Source organism: Hahella sp. NBU794 (assembly GCF_050749805.1).
Taxonomy (GTDB): Bacteria; Pseudomonadota; Gammaproteobacteria; order Pseudomonadales; family Oleiphilaceae; genus Hahella.
This window is the reverse complement of the sequence record NZ_CP192738.1, coordinates 1,051,334-1,071,882: the sequence shown is the minus strand read 5'-3', so window position 1 is coordinate 1,071,882 and position 20,549 is coordinate 1,051,334. Positions and strand designations below refer to the sequence as shown.

Sequence of the window (20,549 nt, the reverse complement as noted above, 5' to 3'; positions counted from 1 at the left end):
TTCCGCGTCAGGAGATGCTCTCGCCGGCGGCCTGCTTGTCCGCGTGATAGGAAGATCTCACCAACGGGCCGCTCGCCACCTGCTTAAAGCCGATTTCGTAACCGTAATCCGCCAGTTCCTTGAACTCATCAGGATGCACGAAACGCACGACCGGCAGGTGATCTTTGGAAGGAGCCAGATACTGGCCCAGGGTCAGCATATCGGTATTGTGCGCGCGCAGATCTCTCATGACCTGCTTAACTTCTTCAATTTCTTCGCCAATACCCAGCATCAGGCCGGATTTGGTCGGCACGTCCGGCGCCGCTTCTTTAAAACGTTTCAACAACAGCAGAGACCAGGCGTAATCAGCGCCTGGACGCGCCTGCTTGTACAAGCGGGGCACCGTCTCCAGGTTATGGTTGAAAACGTCAGGCGGAGACTCGCGCAGAATATCCAGCGCCACGTCCATGCGACCACGGAAGTCAGGCACCAGCACTTCGATTTTCAGATTTGGGCTGTATTTGCGGGATTCGCTAATGCACTTGGCGAAGTGCCCTGCGCCGCCGTCGCGCAGATCGTCGCGGTCCACCGAAGTGATGACCACGTACTTAAGATTCATTTCAGCAATGGCTTGCGCCAGATGCGTCGGCTCGTTTTCGTCAAGCGCGTTAGGACGGCCATGGGCCACGTCGCAGAAAGGACAACGGCGCGTACAGATGTCGCCCATGATCATGAAGGTTGCTGTGCCATGGCTGAAGCACTCGCTCAGGTTAGGGCAGGACGCCTCTTCGCAGACAGAATGCAGGTTCAGCTTACGCAGCTTTTGCTTGATGGCTTCCACACTGGGGGAAGAGGACAGGCGCACCCGAATCCAGTCCGGTTTTCTGGGCACAGCGTCAGTAGCGATAATCTTGACGGGATTGCGGGATACTTTGTCGTAACCGCGCAGCTTAACGCCCTGCTCCACCCGCTTGACCGCCGCTTTCGGCGTCTCAGCCAGAGAACCTTGTACGTTGGTTTCACTCATCTCCGGGTAACCCTCTCTGCTCTACAACTGATTGGAAGCCCGCTGCGCGGACAAATTGGCTCAGCCACGCATCGGCGACTGATGCCCAGCTCACATCCGGTACGAATTCTTTTATCTGCGTCATTCGCAACCCCTGATAGCCGCAGGGATTAATGCGCAAAAAGGGCTCCAGATCCATATCCACATTCAAGGCCAGACCATGGAATGAGGAACCGCGCCGAATTCTCAACCCCAGGGACGCTATTTTAGCGTCGCCCACATACACGCCAGGCGCATCTTTGCGGGCATGGGCTTCGATACCGTATCCCGCCAGCGTATCCACCAGCGTGTTTTCGATCATTGTCACCAGATCTCGGGCGCCCATTTTGAGACGCCGCAGATCTAAAAGTAAATACACCATTAGTTGGCCGGGACCGTGATAGGTCACCTGACCGCCGCGATCCACCTGCACGACTGGAATATCGCCGGGAAACAACACATGCTCAGCTTCGCCAGCCTGTCCCTGGGTGAAAACAGATTCGTGCTGCAACAACCAGACTTCATCAGTGGTCTCAGCGTCACGCTGTTGCGTAAAGTCCTGCATCGCCCGCCACACCGGCTCATAAGGCATCAGACTAAAACGTCGCACGATCAGCGTTTGCGTCAGCGCCACAGCTTCCATCTCAACAGAGTCCTGCTGCGTCACGACTTACAGCACCATTTGCACAGCGCTGTGCGCTTTCAGGTCCAGAAACAGACGACGAATATGCTCTTCGCTCTGAGCCTGAATACTGAAACGCAAGGAAAGATATTTACCGTTACGGCTATCGAGCACGTCAATCGAAGACGCGTCAAACTCAGGCGCATGGGCGCGTACAATTGTCGCCACGGTTTCCTGAAAATCAGGCCCCGCCACACCGATGACTTTCAACGGATAGTCGCAGGGAAATTCAATTTTGGGAGCCTCTTTTTGGCTATCGGTCATGAGAGCACCTTTAACAGCAACCAAGACAAACCGCCTGGGTTAAAAATGAACAAAACCTCTGGTCGCCACGCGGCCAGAGGTCTGCTTATTATACGCTTTTACAGGGCGTTTTGGCTCGCCCTTGTCCCGGCGTTTGCGCTTATTCAAATAATCCCATAAAGAACAGCACGATAGCATGCCAGATACGCTTGAAGAAGCCAGCTTCCTCAACCGCTTCCAGGGCCACCACCGGCTTTTCCAGAAGCAACTCGCCGTTCAGCTTAACAGTTAGCTTACCCAGCTCCGCGCCCACTTCGATTGGCGCCTTGATGACTTTGTCGATATCGACCGTGGCTTCCAGCGCGTCTTTCTTGCCGCGTGGAATAGTCACCACAATTTCCTTGCTCAGGCCAAGCGGAACCGTATCGGCGGAGCCGGCCCAGATGTCGCTGTCCACCAGTTTTTGTCCGGCGGAGTACAGCTTATGAGTTTCAAAATAACGGAAACCATAGTTCAGCAGCTTCAGCGTCTCGCGAGCGCGGGCTTCTTCGCTCTTGGTGCCCATCACCACACTGATCAGACGCATGCCGTCGCGCACGGCGGAAGACACCAGGCAGTATCCCGCTTCTTCCGTATGACCGGTTTTCAGACCATCCACGGACTTGTCGCGCCACAGCAGCAAGTTTCGATTCGGCTGACGGATGTTGTTGTAAGTAAAGTATTTTTCAGAATAGATCGGATACTGGTTAGGAAAGTCGTTGATAATCGCTTTCGCTAATTTCGCCAAGTCATGCGCGGAGGAGTAATGGTTCTCCGAAGGCAGGCCCGTGGCGTTTTCAAAATTGGTGTTGTTCATGCCCAGACGCTGCGCGTGCTGGTTCATCATGGAAGCAAACGCGTCTTCACTACCGGCGAGAAACTCAGCAACAGCGACGCTGGCGTCGTTGCCGGACTGAATGATAATGCCCTTGATCAGATCGCCCAGACGAACGCTGGTGCCTTCACGCACGAACATTTTAGAGCCGCCGGTCTTCCAGGCTTTCACGCTGATCGGCGCTTCGTCATTGAAGTTGACGTTGCCCTGATTAACTTCGTAATCCAGCACGTAAGACGTCATCATCTTGGTCAAGCTGGCGGGAGGAAGGCGTTCTTCAGAATTTTTCTCGACGATAATGGCGCCGCTTTCAGCGTCCATCAGGATGTATGAAGAGGCTGCGATTTGCGGCGCCGAAGGAATCAGGGAAGCTTGGTCCGCCCAGGCTGCGCTGACGGCCCAGCACAGGAAAAATGCAATATAAACTCGCATCCTTGGTAATGACATGATTGGTTCTCTGGCTTTTACTTGGATTTGTGTGTGATTAGGTCGCGGTTTTGCTGCTGAATAGTAACGGAAAGCCGGGGTTAATTCACCCCGAACTGAAACTCTGTCGCATTAACTTGCAGTAACCCGTAACCCGGCGTTCAAATGCTGGGATTGTTCAGCGCCCGCTTGATCAGCATGGTTTCCGGATAGGCTGCGCGCTGCAGAATGTCCAGAAAACGAGCGGCTTCTTCCTCTTTCACGAAAGGCCCAACTCTCACCCGGTAGATCGAATCTGTTTCCGGTTTGCTGACGAAGACTGGCGCATCCAGCAGTGAGCTGATGTGGTTGCGCACTTTAATCGCCCCCAGTTCCGTGCTGAACGCTCCAACCTGTAAAAAATATCCTTGCGCAGCACCCGAAGGTGTTGGTGTTGGTGTTGGTGTTGGTGTCGGAGCCGACGTCACAACGGGCTTGGAAGTCGCCGCGTGCGCCACCTGGGCGGGCGTCGTGGCTTCCGTCACCACTTCCACTCTTACGCGGGCGGTGCCCTTCTTGTCATAACCCAACTTTTTCGCCGCCGCGTAGGATAAATCAATCAATCTGCCGCCGTGGAACGGGCCGCGATCATTCACCCGCACGATCACGCTGCGGCCATTCTCCAGATTGGTCACCCGCACATAAGTAGGCAAAGGCAGGCTTTTATGGGCGGCGGTGTAGTCATACATGTTGTATGTTTCGCCGTTAGACGTCTTATAGCCGTGAAACTTGGTTCCATACCAGGAAGCCACGCCTTCTTCCACATAGCCGTCGCTGGTGTTCATCACGTAGTAGGTTTTACCCCAAACAGAATAAGGGCTTTTGTTACCGCCACGGCTACGCGGCTCTTTGCGGGGAGTCGGCTCTTTCAGGTGGCTCAGGTCCACATCGCCGTCCGGTCCCCGATCGTTCTGAATATGATAGCGGGAGGAAGGCGTCGTGGAGCACCCCGCCGCCAACAGGACCATCAGCAACGTCAGGGCGTTAAGCCCCAGTCGCGTCCGCTGGCCCGTCCGTATTGCTCGAATCATCGTTTCTTATCGCCTCACTGAGTTGGAACACCGCCATGGCGTATAAATCGCTGTGGTTATAGCGGGTTATCACATAAAAATTCTGTAGTCCCAGCCAATATTCCTTGCCGGATTCCGCCTCCAACGCCATCAGTCTGGCGCGAGTTTTATCATCCAATGACTCAGGGACGGGCACACCCGCCTTTTTCAATTTACCGACGCTTTGCGCCGGCTTCTGTTTCTTCGGCAATAACGAGGCAGGCGGCGCTTTTTGCATCTCGACCTGCATCGCCACGCCCTCGCCCTGACGCCAGCCATGTCGCGCCAGGTAATTGGCCACGCTGCCAATCGCATCCGTTTTGTCAGTCAGAATATCAGCAATCTTATCGTCATTAAAATCAACGGCATAGCTGCGGTAACTGCTAGGTATGAACTGCCCATACCCCATTGCGCCCGCATAAGAGCCGGTCAGGCTCATGACATCAAAGCCCTGCTCTCGACCAAGCAACAGGTATTGCTCCAGTTCGCTGCGGAAAAACTTGCTACGCGGCGGGTAATCAAACGCCAGCGTAGATAAGGCGTCAATAACCCGGTAGCGCCCCTTATGGCGACCGTACAGAGTTTCCACGCCAATAATCGCCGTGATGACCTGCGCCGGGACGCCATATTGCGCTTCAGCCCGAAGCAACGCGTCCTTGTTCTCCTTCATAAACTCCTTACCGCCGGCAACGCGCTGGTCGGTGAGAAATATCCGGCGATAGTCCTTCCATTCCAGCACTTTCTCCGCCGGCCGCTTCATCGCGTCGATAATGTCCTGTTTTTTCTCAGCGCCCGAGAAAATCTGCTGCAGCTGCGCCTTATCAAAGCCATGCTTGGTCGCCATGGTGGCGATAAATTTTTTGGCTTCCGGGTGAGTCTTGTAGGCGACGTTTTCTTCCGCCGCATTCGCCACGCCTGCGCTCAACGCGCTGAGTACAAGCATCGCCAGCGCGGACTTTTTTATTCTTTGAGGAATGTTCCAGGATTGCATAGATCCCCTTCGTCTCGGAGGAGGCCCCACCTTACAGCAGGACTGCCTCGTGAGTTTATCTGGACAGCATTTTCTTATGAGTATGAATCGACATCAGTATGCCGAACGACGCCATCAGGGTAAGCACGGACGTACCGCCGTAACTGACCAATGGCAAGGGCACGCCAACGACCGGAAGTATGCCGCTCACCATGCCCATATTGACGAAAACATAAACGAAGAACGTCATGATCAGCGATCCCGCCAGCAGACGGGAAAACGTATCCTGACCGTTAGCCGCGATATACAGCCCGCGACCGATAATCATCATATACAGCGTAAGAATACAGGCCACGCCGATATAGCCGAACTCCTCCGCCAGTACGGCGATAATAAAGTCCGTGTGGCTCTCCGGCAGGAAGTCCAGATGGGACTGAGTGCCTTCCAGCCAGCCTTTACCGCCAAAGCCGCCGGAGCCAATCGCCGTTTTGGACTGAATGATATTCCAGCCTGTGCGTAAAGGGTCCGACTCGGGATCAAGGAATGTCAGCACCCGCTGCTTTTGGTAATCATGCATAACGAAAAACCACATCGCCGGCGCCAGCGCCGCAACGCCCGCCAGACAGCCGAGAATCCAACGCAGTCCAAGTCCTGCGAATAACAGCACGAAAACTCCTGACGCGGCGATCAGGATCGCCGTTCCCAGATCAGGCTGCTTGGCGATCAGGGCGGCGGGGACAAAAATGATGATCAGCGCCCCGATAATATGTTTGAAAGATGGGGGTAAAATACGATCCGAGAGGTACCAGGCCACCATCATCGGCACCGCCAGCTTCATAAATTCCGATGGCTGCACCCGTACGTTGACGCCAGGAATTTTCAGCCAGCGCTGCGCGCCTTTGGCGTCGCTGCCGAACACCAATACCGCCACCAAACCGGCCAGTCCAAGAAAAAATACCCAAGGAGCCCAGCGGCGAAATACTTGTGGATCAAATCGAGCCAGAATCAGCATCAAAGAAGAGGCGACAGCAAAGTGAATGCCTTGCCTGGCCACATCAGACATGCTTTTTTCACTGCCGCTATACAGCACGAACAAACCGCCAAGCACGAGCGTCAGCAGCAAAGTGAATAGCGGAACGTCAATGTGAAGAATGCTGGCAAGCGTGCGAGGTCGACTGAAATGCGCCTCACCGCCGGGTAACTGCCTTACGAAATCGCTGCTTTTCATATCCCAAGTATCGATCTGCGTCACCCGACTTTAGCCGGGATGAATGTTTATAGTAATAGTCGCAACGGGACCCGCCCGCGCATCAATACAAATCTAGTTCAGGGCGAAGCCGCCTGCATCTGCCCCGGCTCCAGCTTGGGCCCAACCAGGTAAGCGTCAAACATCTTGCGCGCCACAGGCGCAGCGGCGCCGCTACCGCCGCCGCCATTTTCGACCAATACCGCCACCGCAATTTTGGGGTTGTCCACTGGCGCAAACCCAACGAAAAGCGCATGGTCGCGATGGCGTTCAGCGATGGCTTCCGCGTCGTACACGGCGTTCTGTTTGATGCCGATCACCTGCGCCGTCCCGGTTTTCCCCGCCATTTTGTAGGAGGAGTCCTTACCGCTGGAACGGGCTGTGCCATGACGCCCATGCATGACGCCTTCCATCGCCTTGATCACATAGTTCCAATACCACTCCTGCTTGAGCGTAACGTCAGGAGGCGACTCAATATCCGCCACTTCACTTTCATTGATGGTCTTGATCAAACGGGGACGCACCCACTTGCCTCGATTAGCCAGAACCGCCGTCGCCGTGGCCAGCTGCATGGGCGTGGAAAGCATAAAGCCCTGGCCAATTCCCATATTCAACGAATCGCCAGGAAACCAGGGAAGCCGCCGCGCCGCACGCTTCCACTCCCGCGAGGGCAAGATGCCATCCTGAGCTTCGTCGATGTCGTAAACCATCTGCTCGCCGAAACCGAACTGCGCCATGTAGGCATACATATTATCGACCCCCATTTTGAAGGCCATGTCATAGAAGAAAACGTCGCAAGACTGCTCAATGGACGCGTTGAGGTCCACCCAACCATGACCGGAGCGCTTCCAGTCGCGATACTTGCGGTCATCGTTTTTAAGTTGATACCAGCCTGGGTCCCATACCCGGGAATTGACGTTGATGGTTTCCGTATCCAGTCCCGCCAAACCAAGAAATGGCTTGATGGTGGAGCCAGGCGGATACTGGCCACGCAGCGCGCGGTTAAAAAGAGGAATGTCCGGCGAGTCCTGCAGCGCTTTGTAGGTCGCGGAGTCGATGCCGGTAACAAACAGGTTGGGATCAAAACTGGGCGTACTGACCAGCGCGAGAATCCCGCCGGTGGAAGGCTCTATCGCCACGACCGCGCCCCGTCGACCATCCAGTGCTTCAATGGCGGCGCGCTGTAAATTGACATCCAGATAAATTGAAATATCCGCGCCCGGGGTTGGCGCAACACGGTCCAGGACTCTCAGCACGCGCCCTCGCGCGTCAGTCTCTACCGTCTGATAGCCAACAGAGCCATGCAGCAGGCTCTCATAATGGCGCTCCACTCCAAGCTTGCCGTAATACTGGGTGCCGCTGTAATTGGCGGGATCAACCTGTTTCAGTTCCCGCTCACTGATGCGACCGACATATCCCAGCACATGGGCCAGGGTGTCGCCCAACGGATAATAGCGGATCAACTCCGCCTCGACTTCAACGCCCGCGAGGAGGTGTCGGTTCACGGCGATGCGAGCAATTTCCTCCTCAGTCAAACGCGATTTCAGCGTCACTGACTCATAAGGCCGTCTGCGCTGCCCCATGCGTTTTCGGAACGACTCCACATCGTCGTCCGTAATCTCAAGAATGTCCTGCAGTTCCGCGATGGTGGCGTCCACATCTTTGGTCCGCTCTTTCACCAACGTGAGGGAAAATGTGGGCTGGTTATCCGCCAGCAAAACGCCGTTGCGATCATAGATCAGGCCACGAGTGGGCGTGATGGACTGCAATTGCATGCGGTTACGGTCGGAGAGGGTCTTATAGACTTCGTGTTGACTGATTTGCAGGTAGTAATAGCGGGCGAACAGCGCGATACTCAGGGCGATCACTCCCAGAGCAGCCCAAATGGCCCGATGGAAAAAAATACGTTGCTCGCGGAAGTGGTCTTTTAGCTCTCGAGAAGCCATGGTTCTATGTGGTCAATACCGTCAGTTGCTGGTTATGTCAGGCTCCGCCGGTAGATATTATTCTGATCGCGGACGCAGGCGCTATTATCTTAGTCCTATCTATCCGAGGACGGTACTTACTATCTTTCCATTTTTCCCATACTTACCTTTTATTTTCCCTTTTCCTAAGCTTCCCATAATTGAAAGGCGACTCAGCTCAGTCTTCAGTCCAGAATCAAGCTCAAGGGTCGGGGCCGTCAATACGACCCGCCCGCTGTCACCCTCGATCAGGCTAGACGCCAGTATAGCGATTACTCCCGGTGGTAAGGATGTCCTTGCAATATGGTCCAGGCTCGATAAAGTTGCTCTGCGAGCAGCACTCGAACCAACGGATGCGGCAGCGTCAGCGGCGACAGCGACCATTGCTGATTCGCTCTCGCTCGGCACGCATCGCTCAACCCGTCCGGCCCCCCCACCAGCAAAACGACATCCTGCCCGGACATACGCCAGCGCTCCATTTGTTGCGACAATTGAGGGGTGGACCAGGGCTTGCCTTCGACTTCCAATGCGACGACATGATCGCTGGAGCCCAGCGAATGCAAAATGCTCTCTCCTTCCTGGATCTTGAGCTTTTGCGGGTCCGCGTTCTTTTGACGCCTGGGCATGGGGATTTCAATGAGCTGCAAGGGCATGTCACGAGGCATACGTTTAACGTACTCGTTATAACCCTGCTCAACCCAGCCAGGCATTTTACCGCCCACTGCGATTAGCTTTATCCGCACTGTAATTCTTTAATCGTCAATAAATACTTTATCGCCGGAATTACACGTGATGCGACATGGATTCCGCCACTGGCGAATCGCGCCAGAAGCGCTCCAGATCATAAAACTCCCGGGACGACGGCAGCATGACATGGACCACGATATCGCCCAGATCCACGAGGATCCAATCAGACGCCGCGCCGCCTTCAGAGCCCAGCGGACGGCCGCCGTTGGCTTTGACTTCAGCAATGACGTTATCCGCGATGGATTTAACGTGACGATTCGAGGTTCCGCTGGCGATGACCATGTAGTCCGTTACGCTAGTGCGGTCTTTTACATCCAGCACTGAGATATCTTTTGCTTTGATATCTTCCAGTGCCTTAATGACTATCTCTTTCAGATTTTCAGTCTCCATAACGCCTCATAGAGGGGGGGTTAAAGAATATTTAAATAATGCGGCGCCCGCCGCCCGCAAGCGGTTTCCAATAACTGTCGCGTTGCAATAATTAAGGAAAAGCGCCCTAGGCATTCACAGCGCCATATAGACGATGCTGGCGAATATATCGCCACACCGAATCCGGTAGTAAGAAACGGGGGGATAGGCGCAAGCCGATTAGCTCACGCACCTTGGAACTGGAAATTCCCATTTGGGTAAGCGTAATGAATCCAACCTTTCCGGCAGGCTGGCGTATCAGGTCGTTATTGCTCTCTGCGGAGTGCTGACGCAAAAAATCTCCCAACTCACCTTGCTCACAAAATGACCAACCCGGTCTGTTAACCACCATTATATGGGCTAATTGAATAATTTCCAGCCATCTTCGCCATTTTGGCAGCGACTCAAAGGCGTCTGTCCCCATAACGAATATCAATGGCCGCTGATTACCGACCTCCTGACGCAGCTCCAACAGCGTATCCACCGTATAGCTGGCGCCGGTTCTGCGCACCTCAACTTCGTCAATGCGCAGGCCTGGCTCACCTTCTAACGCCAGTCGCAGCATCGCCAGACGATGCTCGCCAGAGGCCTTGGGCGCGGCGCGATGACGAGGGTCGCCACAGGGAATCAGGCGCACTTCCGCCATCTCGCCGAAGTGCTGCTGTAATTCCAGCGCCGTACGCAAGTGACCGAAGTGTATAGGGTCAAAAGTGCCGCCAAGCAGCACTATGGGAGAATGTTCCTGCATGATCAGGTAGGAAGTCTTTCCTCGCGCCCGTTACTGCCGAATATGGCCATCCCCGAGCACCACGTATTTTTGTGAGGTCAGTCCTTCCAAACCGACGGGACCGCGCGCGTGAATTTTATCGGTGGAAATGCCGATTTCCGCACCCAGGCCATACTCGAAACCGTCTGCGAATCGCGTGGAAGCGTTGATCATCACGGAGCTGGAATCCACCTCCGTCAGAAAACGACGGCCTTTGCTGTAGCTCTCCGTCACAATCGCATCAGTATGTTGCGAGCCATAGTGATTGATATGAGCAATCGCGTCGTCCAGATCTTCCACTACTTTGATGGCCAGTATCGGCGCCAGATATTCCTCAGACCAGTCCGCCTCTACCGCGCTCAACGCTTGTGGCAGGATTTCCCGGGTCCGCTCGCAGCCACGCAACTCAACGCCTTTCTCGGCGTAGGCTTGCGCCAACTGCGGCAAAATGGTTGCGGCGACAGGCGCGTCCACCAATAGCGTCTCCATGGTATTACACGTGCCATAACGCTGGGTTTTCGAGTTAACCGCAATAGTCAGGGCTTTATTCAGATCCGCATCGCGGTCAATAAAAACATGGCAGACGCCATCCAGATGCTTGATGACGGGCACCCGCGCTTCGCGACTGATGCGTTCGATCAATCCCTTGCCGCCACGAGGTACGATAACGTCGACATAGTCTGGCATGGTAATCAGTTCGCCCACAGCGGCCCGATCCGTCGTCTTGATCACCTGCACCACCGACGCCGGCAAGCCTGCGGCTTTCAGACCTTTCTCGATACAAGCGGCGATCGCCTGATTGGAATGAATAGCTTCGGAGCCCCCACGCAGAATAGTGGCGTTGCCTGATTTCAAGCACAGGCTGGCCGCTTCAACGGTCACATTGGGGCGAGACTCATAGATGATGCCCACTACGCCCAACGGCACGCGCATTTTGCCAACCTGAATTCCGCTCGGGCGATAGTTAAGGCCAGTGATTTCGCCTACCGGGTCCGGCAGCGCAGCAACCTGATGCAAACCTTCGATCATGGCGTCGATACGGGCTGGCGTCAGCTCCAGACGATCCAGCAATGCTGCATCCAGGCCATTCGCCCGACCGGATTCCAGATCCTTGCCGTTAGCGGCCATCAGTTCTTCTCGCGCGGCGTCGATAGCTTCCGCAGTAGCGATCAACGCTTTGTTCTTGACGCCGGTGTCTGCTTTAGCAATCAAACGGGACGCCGAGCGGGCTTCGCTCCCCACTTCGTGCATGTAGGCATTTATATCCATGCAGTCTAAGACCTCTGCTTGGTATTTCCGAAACATGATGTAAACTGGCTATTATACATCAGCAAATGCTGAATAATACTGACAACTTATACTCAAATCCTCGATGCATAATATAAAACAACATGACGCCCGTTGAGCTGAACAACCAACTGCGCAGTAAAGCTTATTCTCTCGCGGCGGTAGTCGCCGCACTTCTGGCGCTGGGCGCCGCACTTTTCGCAGAGTGGTTGATGGCTGGCGTCTCCGGCGTATTCGCTGGCCTGCTGCTGGCCAACGGCAAGCTCAATCAACGCCATGGAGAGCAGCCAGCTCCGTTATGGTTGTCCCATGTGATAGTGGTATTTCTGGTGCTCATCACCCTGGCGGCTATGGTGCGCTACCCGGGCACCGCCGAACAATGGTGCTACATCGTGCCGTTGATCGCCTTTCTGATTTATCGGATTCAAGTGGCGACCATCGTCACTTCCGCTTACTCCATCGCGCTGGCGCTCGCGCTTATCGGCTATTATCAAGGGCCGGAAAAAGTGCAGATCTTCTTCATCTATCTATTAAGCCTGGCGATGTCTCTGGCTTTTGTGTATCTGCGTGAGATCAAAGAGCAGCAGCTCAAACCACTACGCCGTACCGATAACCTTACCCTCGCCTCCACTCGCGAATATCTGACTCAGGATCTCGACAAGGAAATCCAGCGCAGCGAGCGGGAGGGCACCGACTTGTCCATTCTCGCGTTGAGCATCGACAGCAACTCCCTGGAACACGCTTCCGCAGACGATAAAGACCACATCCTGCACAGGCTGGGGCGCATGTTGCACGAGAATCTACGTCTGTTCGACAGCTATTACCGCTATGAAAACGTGGACTTCATTATTCTGCTGCCTCACTGCAATTCCAGAGAGGCGGCGAAGAAGGCGTCACAACTGAGAGTGAAAGCCAAGCAGGCGCTGAGCACGCGCGAGATCACGGTCACCGTTAGCCTGGGGCTGGCGACGCTGAATGTGGGCGATACTCCGGAAACCCTGATCGCCAACGCCCGCCGCGCGCTCACATTCGCCCGTAACAAAGGCGCGAATCAACAGACTGAATTCCTGGAAATGGAATCCGAAGGAGGGGCGACACTTGCTGGCTGAGTCCTATCTACGCACCCGTACGCGTATCGCCTTATATCTGGCGACGTTATTCCTGCTGCTGTTCATGTCCGTGCAAAATGTGCGCTACGGCTTATACGACCTGTTTTACATGAGCATTCTGCTGGCGCCGGCAATGCTGTTCGGCGCTATTTACGCCTGGGCGCGACGCAGCGACCTGAACGCCTACGGCGGCCATCTCGCAGTGTTGACGGTCATGCTTGTAGTGGTCGCGCTGCAGTTAAGCGGCGGCCAAAAAGCGATCGTGCATTGGCTTTATGGCATCGGACTGTTCAGCTTTCTGCTTCTCCCCTTGCGCCCCGCCTTCACCTTCAACATTGTCACCCTGCTTATCAGCAGCGTCGCTCTATCCTACAGCGACTCTTTTTACAGCACGCTGCGTTTCGCCACCAGTTATGCCCTGTTAGTCGGCTTGGCCGGCGTTTACGCCTATTTGTATCACCATAAATCCCGCTTTCTGGTGCATGCCTCCATCAAGGACCCGCTCACCGGCGCCTATAACCAAAAGCACTTGGAGTTTTCGCTCAAACAGGAAATTTCCCGCTCGGAAGCCACCTCCCACCCTTTGTCTCTGGTGGTGTTGGAGGTCGACTTTTTTGATCAGCAACGGGAAGTGCAAGGACAGAATTTCATTAACGAGCTGCTTTCTCAGTTCGGCGCCCAGCTTCTGCAAATGACCCGGGCTGGCGACAGCATCTATTACGTCGATAACGGCCGCTTTTTTATCATGCTGCCGATGACGCCGGAAGAAGGGCTGCTGGTGATTGCGGAGCGTTTACGCCGCAGCGTGGAGGAGCGCACCTGGCCAATCATCGACAGTCTCACTGTCAGCGTAGGCTGCCTGACGCGTAAATCCGGAGAAACGGATGATCAGGCGCTTACGGACCGTGCGCTGACCGCTTTGAAACAGGCCCAGCAGTCCGGCCATAACCGCGTGGTGCTGAGCAAGTCCAAATAACAGGGGCCGCTCAGGCTCCTGCCGCCGCTTGGTAATTAAATCGCCGCCTTTTATTCTCGCCTGCAGGATACGCTTGCATTGAAGCCAAACATTACCAGTCTTTCAGGGCGGAAAGTTAGAAAAACGGCCGTCTGCGGCTTAAAATAGCCCGCCGAAAGGCGCTTTCCTGAAAAGTCTTACACAGGATGATGCGCCAATAGATTCAGTCGCAAAGGAAACACTGTGTCTCCGAACTCTCTTCTTATTTGGGTGCAACAACATCCTGACTGGTTAGCCATCGCCGTATTCCTGGTGGCGTTTCTGGAGTCCCTGGCTATCGCCGGCATTATTATTCCTGGCGTCGTATTGCTGTTTGGACTGGCGGCGATTTGCGGCGGCGGCGCGCTCGCGTTGCAATGGACAATCATGGCGGCTTTCCTCGGCGCAGTCCTTGGCGATGGCTTGAGTTTCTATTTGGGCAAATACCTGGATGTCCGCGTTCGCGGGCTGTGGCCTTTGTCGAAATACCCTGACCTGCTGACTCAGGGGGAAAGCTTCTTTCAACGCCATGGCGGCAAAAGCGTCATTATCGGGCGCTTCATAGGCCCTGTCCGCCCCGTCATTCCCCTGGTGGCGGGGATGCTCAATATGAGCGCGCGCCGCTTTTTCACCTTTAATCTGCTGTCCGCTCTGGCCTGGGCGCCCTTTTATGTCGTACCCGGTTTTCTGGTCGGGGCCGCTATCGATACGCGCGCGCCACTGCCTCCACATTTCTACCCGGTATTAACAGTCGTCGTTCTCATCCTGGTGAGCCTGGCCAGCTTGTTCACTCAGTTTCATTATCAACTGCGCCCCAGCGGTAAACTTTACCGCTCCCTGCTCCGTTTCGGCGCCAAGCGTCCAGGAGTCGGCCGTTTATGGGCCAATAGTTACAGCCTTCGCGACGGCGTCAAAGAATATCCCATCAGCTCCTTTTTACTGGGTTCCTGCGCGTTGTTGCTTTTCATACTGTGGACTTTGCTGGTGATGAACACTGACGCGGTGTCGCACTTGAACGCCTGGGTCGCAGAGAATATGCAGCGCCTGCACACTCCTATTCTGGATTATCTCTTCATAGGCATGACGCTACTGGGCGACCCCACATTTTTATATATCGCCTTTGGATTCTTCGGCCTCTTATTACTGTTGCAGAAAAACCTGCGCCTGATGCTGTGTTGCGTCGGCGCAGGTTTGGTCACTCACGCCGCCACCACCGGGCTGAAACACTGGCTGCAGATCGCGCGGCCGGAGGCGCTACTGGCGCCGGCGTCTTTCGCCTACCCAAGCGGCCATACCAGCGGCGCAGTACTGGTCTACGGATTAGCGACATCAATGCTGGCGCGGGAGTTCAGTCCACCACGACGCTGGCCGATCTATATTTCCGGCGCGATGGCCGCCTTGCTGGTGGCGTTCAGCCGTCTGTACCTGGGCGTGCATTGGTTTTCGGATGTTGTCGGCGGCGCCTTACTGGGGCTGACGGTCTGTGGTTTCGCCCGGGTGGCGCAGAGTCATTTCGACAGAACCCCCATGTGGCGGGGCGGCTGGCGTTATGGGTTGTTATTCGGATTTGTCCTGGCGGCGTGCGCCTATCTTGGCTGGACCATGCCGGAAGCTGTCAGTATTCAAATGCAGAGATAAAGCATAAATAAAGCAGAGACAAAAGATACCCTGGGCTACTCCGCCAGGGCATGAATAAGGTAGCGAATCTGCTCAAGCCGATAGATGGGATCGTCAAGGGTCAACAGATACTGTTTATCCTCCATCGCCAGCGGCAACAGCTCCACCAGGCGCCACCCCACATCACGGGCGTCTTGAAAGTCCACGCTCATGCCCAGCGCCTGTATCACTGGATGGCGCAGGAGGTCTCCCAAAAGGTCCGCCAGCTCGGAGTATTGTTCAGGGATTTCCGTCGGCGTCTCCAGACCTAACGCTTCGACCTTCGCCACATACAGTCCGTCGCTTTGCCTATGTGCGTGGGAGATGCTCACCTTGCACTCGCCTTCCGCGGTGATTCCCAAGAAGCCGTTAGGCAGCTGCTGGAAATCGACAACCCTTGCGTAGGAGCCAACGTCAAAGAAAGTACAGTCTCCGCTCGCCTCCTTGCCGTCTTTGATCAGCACAATGACAAACCCTTCGTGGGACTTCAGACAACGGCTGATCATGGACAGATAACGTTGTTCGAAAATCTGCAGCGGCAATCGCCCCTTTGGGCACAACACGGAATTCAGCGGAAATATAGGGAACTCTTTCGTCATTATCGCAGCATCCACCCCGTTAAGCCGGGGAACAGCGCCTGTCTGTTCGCCTTGCGTCGCTCCTTACGCGTCAAAGCGGCCTAATCTCAGATATTAGACCGCCTATGTGAAATGGCAAGTTACTGAAACAAAAGGCCCTGACTTGCATCGCCACGCTAGCTATATTTGTTTCATAATCATGAAAACAACGCACCAAGCAGAGTTAAACCAAGCCCAACATGTCTTTATCCGATCGCCTCCCTATCGTCACCGGCCTGGCCGGCGTATCCGCCACAGAGAATTCACGCGCCCGATTCTGGGGGCAGATTTTGGAGTGGCCAATGATGCTGCTGGCGATCTGGATCATTATCGAGTGGTATTTACAGGCCAACGATGAGTTATCCGGCGACGCCCTGCTGATCACAGACTGGCTGATCTGGCTGTTCTTTATCGTGGAGACGCTCCTGCTCACCGCCCTGGTGGACAAAAAAACCTATTACCTGCGCAACAATTGGGTCAACCTGATCATCATTCTGTTCGGCTGCCCGCTGATTTGGTGGTTCTCGCCGCTGGCCGGCGCGTTACGCACCCTGCGGTTGCTGGTTATGTTCAGTCTGTTGCTGCAAATTTCCGGCACCGCGCGACGCCTTCTATCCCGTCACAATCTGGGCAACACGCTGTTTATCGGCTTTATCGTGATTGTTATGGCGGGGTTTATCATCGCAGGACTGGACCCGGCCATTGAAACGCCCTGGGACGGGGTCTGGTGGGCCTGGGTGACGGTGACGACGGTCGGCTATGGCGATATTGTGCCGACCAGCACTATCGGCAGACTGTTCGCCTCCTTTTTGATTCTTCTCGGCATGGCGTTGTTTTCATTACTGACAGCGGGATTTTCCGCCTTCTTCGTTTCTCAGGACGAAAAAGATCAAGTACGCCGCGATCTGGAAATTCTGAACAAGCTGAACGATCTGGAAATGAAGATGGAGCGGATGGAGCGCCATATCACCGTGTTAGCGGAGGAAGTTAACATCAAAAACAATGGTCGTTCCGATGCGGCGGAAGATCCGGACCCGCAAGAAACGCCGGACGTTTAGTCCGTCAACAGACGCCGCACGCTGTTGATTTCTTCTTCCGCCATTTGCAGCACCTGCAGGCTACGCTGCGGCGATAATTCACCCAGGGCCAATTTATGGAAGGCGGGAACCTGATCCAAGGGCGGTATGACGCCATGCTCCGGTTTGCCAATATATGAATGGATCTGCGCCACAATCACCAGATCCGCATAGGTGGGCGTCTCCTGGCCGGAATCGTACATGTAGTCTTCGGCATGGCGCGCCGCCGCTACGAAGGCGTCAGGAAACTCCCAGCTCTCCAGCAAAGCGCAACCGATTTCCTGCCGAAGCTCCATAATCAGGCTCTCCAGCATGTCCTCGTGAGTCCGCAGCGCCGGATGTTCTTCCGCATACATGATCACCGGCACCACGCCGATGTCATGGAGAATGCCCGCCAGCAACGCCTGCTCCGGCTTGATGCCCGGCGTCATGCGCGCCAGCACAAATGAGATCGCCCCCACATCGGAGGAGTGTCGCCAGAGCTTGGTCATGCGTTTTTGCAGCATGGCGTTCTTGCTGCGGAAGATTTCCCGCAACGTGAAGATCGTGATCAGTTGCCGCGTGGTGTCCAACCCCAGGCGCACCACCGCGTCCTCACAGCACTCGATTTCCTTGAAGCCTCTATATAAGGGGCTGTTGGCGGAGCGAATCAATTTCGCCGTCAGTACAGGATCGCGCACGATCACTTTGGAGATATCGTTGAGGTGAAAGTTGGGCTGCTCTGTGACATGACGAATACGCATCGCCATATCAGGCAAACTGGGCAAGGTCAGCCGATGCGCATTTAAATCCTGGTAAAACGAGGTGATCAACGAATAGGCGGGATGCTCCGTGCGGTCCACCTGCGACACGCCTTCGCCAATCTGGTAGTCCAAAGGCGCGTCCTTCAGCATGCGGGTCAGGGTCGGCTGGTCCACCACCAGCATCACACAGGGCGACTTCGCTTTGACTTCATAGCGGCGAGGCTGCAAATGCGCGATGGGTTGACGCGCCGCCTGCGACGCAGCAGCGATCAACGCCGTACGTCCATCTTCCGCCGTCAACGCGACTTCGCCTTCCAGCAGAAAATAGTCATAGCTGTCCTGACTTCCCAAGTCGAGAATCTTGGCGCCTTTGGAGTAGCGCCGATAATCCGCTCGGGAGGACAAAACCACCAACTGCGGGTCAGACAGCTTGGCCAGTAAAGAAAAGTGCTTCAGTCGCGACAAGTCAGAGCTTGCCTGATCAAGGGATTCTGATGACATGGGAGGCGCATTCCGGTTGGCTCACACTCTACAGTAGCAAGTCTAGACCTATATCCAAGTTGGGGCGACCTGTATCGGCAAAAGAATTTATGGGGTCAGGCAAGTTTGCTATCCTGTAGCCGATGAGTGCTTTTCGTTAGCTGTTTTAAATAACCACGGAGTATAACCATGCCCGAATACCGCTCCAGTACCACTACCAAAGGCCGTAATATGGCTGGGGCTCGCGCTCTTTGGCGCGCCACCGGTATGAAGACCGAAGACTTTTCCAAACCCATTATCGCCGTTGTGAACTCTTTTACCCAGTTCGTCCCCGGGCATGTTCATTTGAAAGACCTGGGCCAGCTGGTGTGCAGGGAAATTGAAGCCGCCGGCGGCGTCGCAAAAGAATTCAACACCATTGCGGTGGACGATGGCATCGCCATGGGGCATGACGGCATGCTGTATAGCCTGCCCTCCCGGGAAATCATCGCCGACTCTGTGGAATACATGGCCAACGCCCATTGCGCTGACGCGCTGGTGTGCATCTCCAACTGCGACAAGATCACTCCGGGAATGCTGATGGCGGCGTTGCGCCTGAACATCCCCACTATTTTCGTTTCCGGCGGACCGATGGAAGCGGGTAAAACCAAGCTTTCCGAGCACAAGCTGGACCTGGTGGACGCCATGGTCATCGCGGCGGACTCCAGCGCCTCCGACGAACTGACCGAAGAGTACGAACGCTCCGCCTGCCCGACTTGCGGCTCCTGTTCCGGGATGTTCACGGCGAACTCCATGAACTGTCTGACTGAAGCCATCGGCCTGTCCCTGCCTGGCAACGGCACCACGCTGGCGACTCACTCTGATCGTGAACAACTGTTCCTGAACGCGGCGCGCCGCATCGTCGACTTGACCAAGCGTTACTATCAAGACGAAGACACTTCTGTATTGCCGCGCTCCATCGCCAGCTTCAAGGCTTTTGAAAACGCTATGACCCTGGACATCGCCATGGGCGGCTCCACCAATACCATTCTGCATCTGCTGGCGGCGGCTCAGGAAGCCGAAGTGGATTTCAGCATGACCCACATCGACCAACTGTCGCGGAAAGTCGGCCAGTTCTGTAAGGTCGCCCCCAACACGCCTAAGTATCATATCGAAGACGTGCATCGCGCCGGCGGCATCATGGCGATTCTGGGTGAGCTGGATCGCGCGGGACTGCTGCATACCGACCTTCCCACAGTGCACAGCGACACGATGAAAGACGCCCTGGACAAATGGGATGTCATGCGCAACAACGATCCGGAACTGCACAAGTTCTTCAAAGCCGGTCCGGCGGGCATCCCGACCCAGCAGGCCTTTAGCCAGTCCACGCGCTGGTCATCGCTGGATCTGGATCGCGAAAACGGCTGTATCCGCAGCGCAGAGCACGCGTTTAGTCAACAAGGCGGTCTTGCGGTGCTGTACGGCAACATCGCCGAAGACGGCTGTATCGTAAAAACCGCGGGCGTCGATGAGAGCATTCTGCTGTTCAAAGGCAAAGCCAGAATCTTCGAGAGCCAGGATGACGCCGTAAAAGGCATTCTGAACGATCAGGTAAAAGAAGGCGACGTGGTGATCATTCGCTACGAAGGCCCTAAAGGCGGTCCGGGCATGCAGGAAATGCTGTATCCGACCAGCTACCTGAAGTCGAAAGGACTTGGCAAAGCCTGCGCCCTGCTCACCGATGGACGTTTCTCCGGCGGCACCTCCGGTCTGTCCATCGGCCACTGCTCTCCTGAAGCTGCGGCGGGCGGCGCTATTGGACTGATTGAGGAAGGCGATGAAATCATCATTGATATTCCCAACCGCGGCATCAACGTCAGTCTGACGCCAGAGCAGCTCAATGAGCGCCGTCAGGCGATGGAAGCCAAAGGCGCCGACGCCTGGAAGCCTGCGCAACCGCGTCCGCGTAAAGTAACAACGGCATTGAAAGCCTACGCGCTGTTGGCGACATCCGCCGATAAAGGCGCCGTGCGTGATAAAGAGCTACTGAAGTAATCTGTAGAAGTTCAGATCTGATATCGCCCCACCCGTGCGGAGCCAGTCTCCGCACGGGCTTCACATTGACCCGCGTCTAAAGCAACTCTGCCTCCCCCTCACCAACGCTTCCTTC

The 20,549-nt window shown here is 55.3% G+C and carries 19 protein-coding genes; 5 read left to right on the top strand and 14 right to left on the bottom strand.

Annotated elements, in window-relative coordinates; genetic code table 11:
* Positions 1–7: 7 nt before the first annotated feature.
* The 12 genes from lipA to ACQYWX_RS04735 form a co-directional block, all read right to left on the bottom strand.
* Positions 8–1,006, bottom strand: a complete 999-nt coding sequence (gene lipA / locus ACQYWX_RS04790; RefSeq protein WP_216736778.1) for a lipoyl synthase — start codon at positions 1,004–1,006, stop codon at positions 8–10.
* Positions 999–1,667: a lipoyl(octanoyl) transferase LipB gene (lipB, locus tag ACQYWX_RS04785; protein ID WP_431689499.1), complete on the bottom strand. Its 669-nt coding sequence runs from the start codon at positions 1,665–1,667 to the stop codon at positions 999–1,001. Before lipB ends, lipA begins: the two co-directional genes overlap by 8 nt.
* Positions 1,668–1,694: 27 nt before the next feature.
* Complete coding sequence (locus tag ACQYWX_RS04780; RefSeq protein ID WP_127968676.1) at positions 1,695–1,970, bottom strand: HP0495 family protein; 276 nt, start codon at positions 1,968–1,970, stop codon at positions 1,695–1,697.
* A gap of 139 nt (positions 1,971–2,109) precedes the next feature.
* Positions 2,110–3,270 carry a D-alanyl-D-alanine carboxypeptidase family protein gene (locus tag ACQYWX_RS04775; protein ID WP_216736777.1) on the bottom strand — a complete coding sequence of 387 codons (1,161 nt, stop codon included), beginning with the start codon at positions 3,268–3,270 and terminating at the stop codon, positions 2,110–2,112.
* Positions 3,271–3,410: 140 nt separating this feature from the next.
* Positions 3,411–4,319 carry a septal ring lytic transglycosylase RlpA family protein gene (locus tag ACQYWX_RS04770; RefSeq protein WP_431688053.1) on the bottom strand — a complete coding sequence of 303 codons (909 nt, stop codon included), beginning with the start codon at positions 4,317–4,319 and terminating at the stop codon, positions 3,411–3,413.
* Complete coding sequence (gene mltB, locus ACQYWX_RS04765; RefSeq protein WP_216736775.1) at positions 4,273–5,328, bottom strand: lytic murein transglycosylase B; 1,056 nt, start codon at positions 5,326–5,328, stop codon at positions 4,273–4,275. Before mltB ends, ACQYWX_RS04770 begins: the two co-directional genes overlap by 47 nt.
* Before the next feature lie 55 nt (positions 5,329–5,383).
* Positions 5,384–6,535, bottom strand: coding sequence for a rod shape-determining protein RodA (gene rodA, locus ACQYWX_RS04760; RefSeq protein WP_431688052.1), 1,152 nt, complete (start codon positions 6,533–6,535; stop codon positions 5,384–5,386).
* 98 nt (positions 6,536–6,633) lie between these two features.
* The gene (gene mrdA, locus ACQYWX_RS04755) at positions 6,634–8,499 is read right to left on the bottom strand and encodes a penicillin-binding protein 2 (RefSeq protein ID WP_431688051.1); all 1,866 of its coding nucleotides are present in this window, start codon (positions 8,497–8,499) and stop codon (positions 6,634–6,636) included.
* A 290-nt stretch (positions 8,500–8,789) separates the two neighbouring features.
* Positions 8,790–9,260, bottom strand: coding sequence for a 23S rRNA (pseudouridine(1915)-N(3))-methyltransferase RlmH (rlmH, locus tag ACQYWX_RS04750; RefSeq protein ID WP_431688050.1), 471 nt, complete (start codon positions 9,258–9,260; stop codon positions 8,790–8,792).
* A gap of 40 nt (positions 9,261–9,300) precedes the next feature.
* Entirely contained in the window at positions 9,301–9,654 is a 354-nt protein-coding gene (gene rsfS, locus ACQYWX_RS04745) for a ribosome silencing factor (protein WP_011399554.1), read from the bottom strand.
* 106 nt (positions 9,655–9,760) lie between these two features.
* Complete coding sequence (gene nadD / locus ACQYWX_RS04740) at positions 9,761–10,420, bottom strand: nicotinate-nucleotide adenylyltransferase (protein WP_431688049.1); 660 nt, start codon at positions 10,418–10,420, stop codon at positions 9,761–9,763.
* 30 nt (positions 10,421–10,450) lie between these two features.
* On the bottom strand, positions 10,451–11,707 hold the full coding sequence (locus tag ACQYWX_RS04735; protein WP_216736770.1) for a glutamate-5-semialdehyde dehydrogenase: 1,257 nt from the start codon (positions 11,705–11,707) through the stop codon (positions 10,451–10,453).
* Between the two features lie 122 nt (positions 11,708–11,829).
* Here ACQYWX_RS04735 and ACQYWX_RS04730 point away from each other — a divergent pair, with 122 nt between their 5' ends.
* From ACQYWX_RS04730 to ACQYWX_RS04720, 3 genes are all read left to right on the top strand, one after another.
* A complete protein-coding gene (locus ACQYWX_RS04730; protein WP_216736769.1) occupies positions 11,830–12,834 on the top strand; it encodes a GGDEF domain-containing protein in 1,005 nt (334 codons plus the stop codon).
* Complete coding sequence (locus ACQYWX_RS04725) at positions 12,824–13,810, top strand: GGDEF domain-containing protein (protein WP_216736768.1); 987 nt, start codon at positions 12,824–12,826, stop codon at positions 13,808–13,810. Before ACQYWX_RS04730 ends, ACQYWX_RS04725 begins: the two co-directional genes overlap by 11 nt.
* A 222-nt stretch (positions 13,811–14,032) precedes the next feature.
* Positions 14,033–15,466 carry a bifunctional DedA family/phosphatase PAP2 family protein gene (locus ACQYWX_RS04720; RefSeq protein WP_431688048.1) on the top strand — a complete coding sequence of 478 codons (1,434 nt, stop codon included), beginning with the start codon at positions 14,033–14,035 and terminating at the stop codon, positions 15,464–15,466.
* Between the two features lie 35 nt (positions 15,467–15,501).
* On the opposite strand, the gene ACQYWX_RS04715 is transcribed toward ACQYWX_RS04720, so the two are convergent.
* The gene (locus ACQYWX_RS04715) at positions 15,502–16,083 is read right to left on the bottom strand and encodes an LON peptidase substrate-binding domain-containing protein (protein ID WP_431688047.1); all 582 of its coding nucleotides are present in this window, start codon (positions 16,081–16,083) and stop codon (positions 15,502–15,504) included.
* 218 nt (positions 16,084–16,301) lie between these two features.
* Between ACQYWX_RS04715 and ACQYWX_RS04710 the strand changes: the two genes are divergently transcribed.
* Entirely contained in the window at positions 16,302–17,159 is an 858-nt protein-coding gene (locus ACQYWX_RS04710; RefSeq protein WP_431688045.1) for a potassium channel family protein, read from the top strand.
* Here ACQYWX_RS04710 and ACQYWX_RS04705 read toward each other — a convergent pair.
* Positions 17,156–18,421, bottom strand: coding sequence for an HDOD domain-containing protein (locus ACQYWX_RS04705; RefSeq protein ID WP_431688044.1), 1,266 nt, complete (start codon positions 18,419–18,421; stop codon positions 17,156–17,158). The two genes, ACQYWX_RS04710 and ACQYWX_RS04705, sit on opposite strands and share 4 nt — an antisense overlap.
* A 168-nt stretch (positions 18,422–18,589) precedes the next feature.
* On the opposite strand from ACQYWX_RS04705, the gene ilvD reads away from it, so the two are divergent.
* Positions 18,590–20,434, top strand: coding sequence for a dihydroxy-acid dehydratase (gene ilvD / locus ACQYWX_RS04700; RefSeq protein ID WP_279506839.1), 1,845 nt, complete (start codon positions 18,590–18,592; stop codon positions 20,432–20,434).
* Positions 20,435–20,549: the final 115 nt, after the last annotated feature.

Coding starts and splice junctions, on each gene's coding strand:
- lipA (WP_216736778.1), bottom strand. CDS start 1,006: ATGAGTGAAACCAACGTACAAGGTTCTCTGGCTGAGACGCCGAAAGCG.
- lipB (WP_431689499.1), bottom strand. CDS start 1,667: ATGGAAGCTGTGGCGCTGACGCAAACGCTGATCGTGCGACGTTTTAGT.
- ACQYWX_RS04780 (WP_127968676.1), bottom strand. CDS start 1,970: ATGACCGATAGCCAAAAAGAGGCTCCCAAAATTGAATTTCCCTGCGAC.
- ACQYWX_RS04775 (WP_216736777.1), bottom strand. CDS start 3,270: ATGTCATTACCAAGGATGCGAGTTTATATTGCATTTTTCCTGTGCTGG.
- ACQYWX_RS04770 (WP_431688053.1), bottom strand. CDS start 4,319: ATGATTCGAGCAATACGGACGGGCCAGCGGACGCGACTGGGGCTTAAC.
- mltB (WP_216736775.1), bottom strand. CDS start 5,328: ATGCAATCCTGGAACATTCCTCAAAGAATAAAAAAGTCCGCGCTGGCG.
- rodA (WP_431688052.1), bottom strand. CDS start 6,535: ATGAAAAGCAGCGATTTCGTAAGGCAGTTACCCGGCGGTGAGGCGCAT.
- mrdA (WP_431688051.1), bottom strand. CDS start 8,499: ATGGCTTCTCGAGAGCTAAAAGACCACTTCCGCGAGCAACGTATTTTT.
- rsfS (WP_011399554.1), bottom strand. CDS start 9,654: ATGGAGACTGAAAATCTGAAAGAGATAGTCATTAAGGCACTGGAAGAT.
- nadD (WP_431688049.1), bottom strand. CDS start 10,420: ATGCAGGAACATTCTCCCATAGTGCTGCTTGGCGGCACTTTTGACCCT.
- ACQYWX_RS04735 (WP_216736770.1), bottom strand. CDS start 11,707: ATGGATATAAATGCCTACATGCACGAAGTGGGGAGCGAAGCCCGCTCG.
- ACQYWX_RS04730 (WP_216736769.1), top strand. CDS start 11,830: ATGACGCCCGTTGAGCTGAACAACCAACTGCGCAGTAAAGCTTATTCT.
- ACQYWX_RS04715 (WP_431688047.1), bottom strand. CDS start 16,083: ATGACGAAAGAGTTCCCTATATTTCCGCTGAATTCCGTGTTGTGCCCA.
- ACQYWX_RS04710 (WP_431688045.1), top strand. CDS start 16,302: ATGTCTTTATCCGATCGCCTCCCTATCGTCACCGGCCTGGCCGGCGTA.
- ACQYWX_RS04705 (WP_431688044.1), bottom strand. CDS start 18,421: ATGTCATCAGAATCCCTTGATCAGGCAAGCTCTGACTTGTCGCGACTG.
- ilvD (WP_279506839.1), top strand. CDS start 18,590: ATGCCCGAATACCGCTCCAGTACCACTACCAAAGGCCGTAATATGGCT.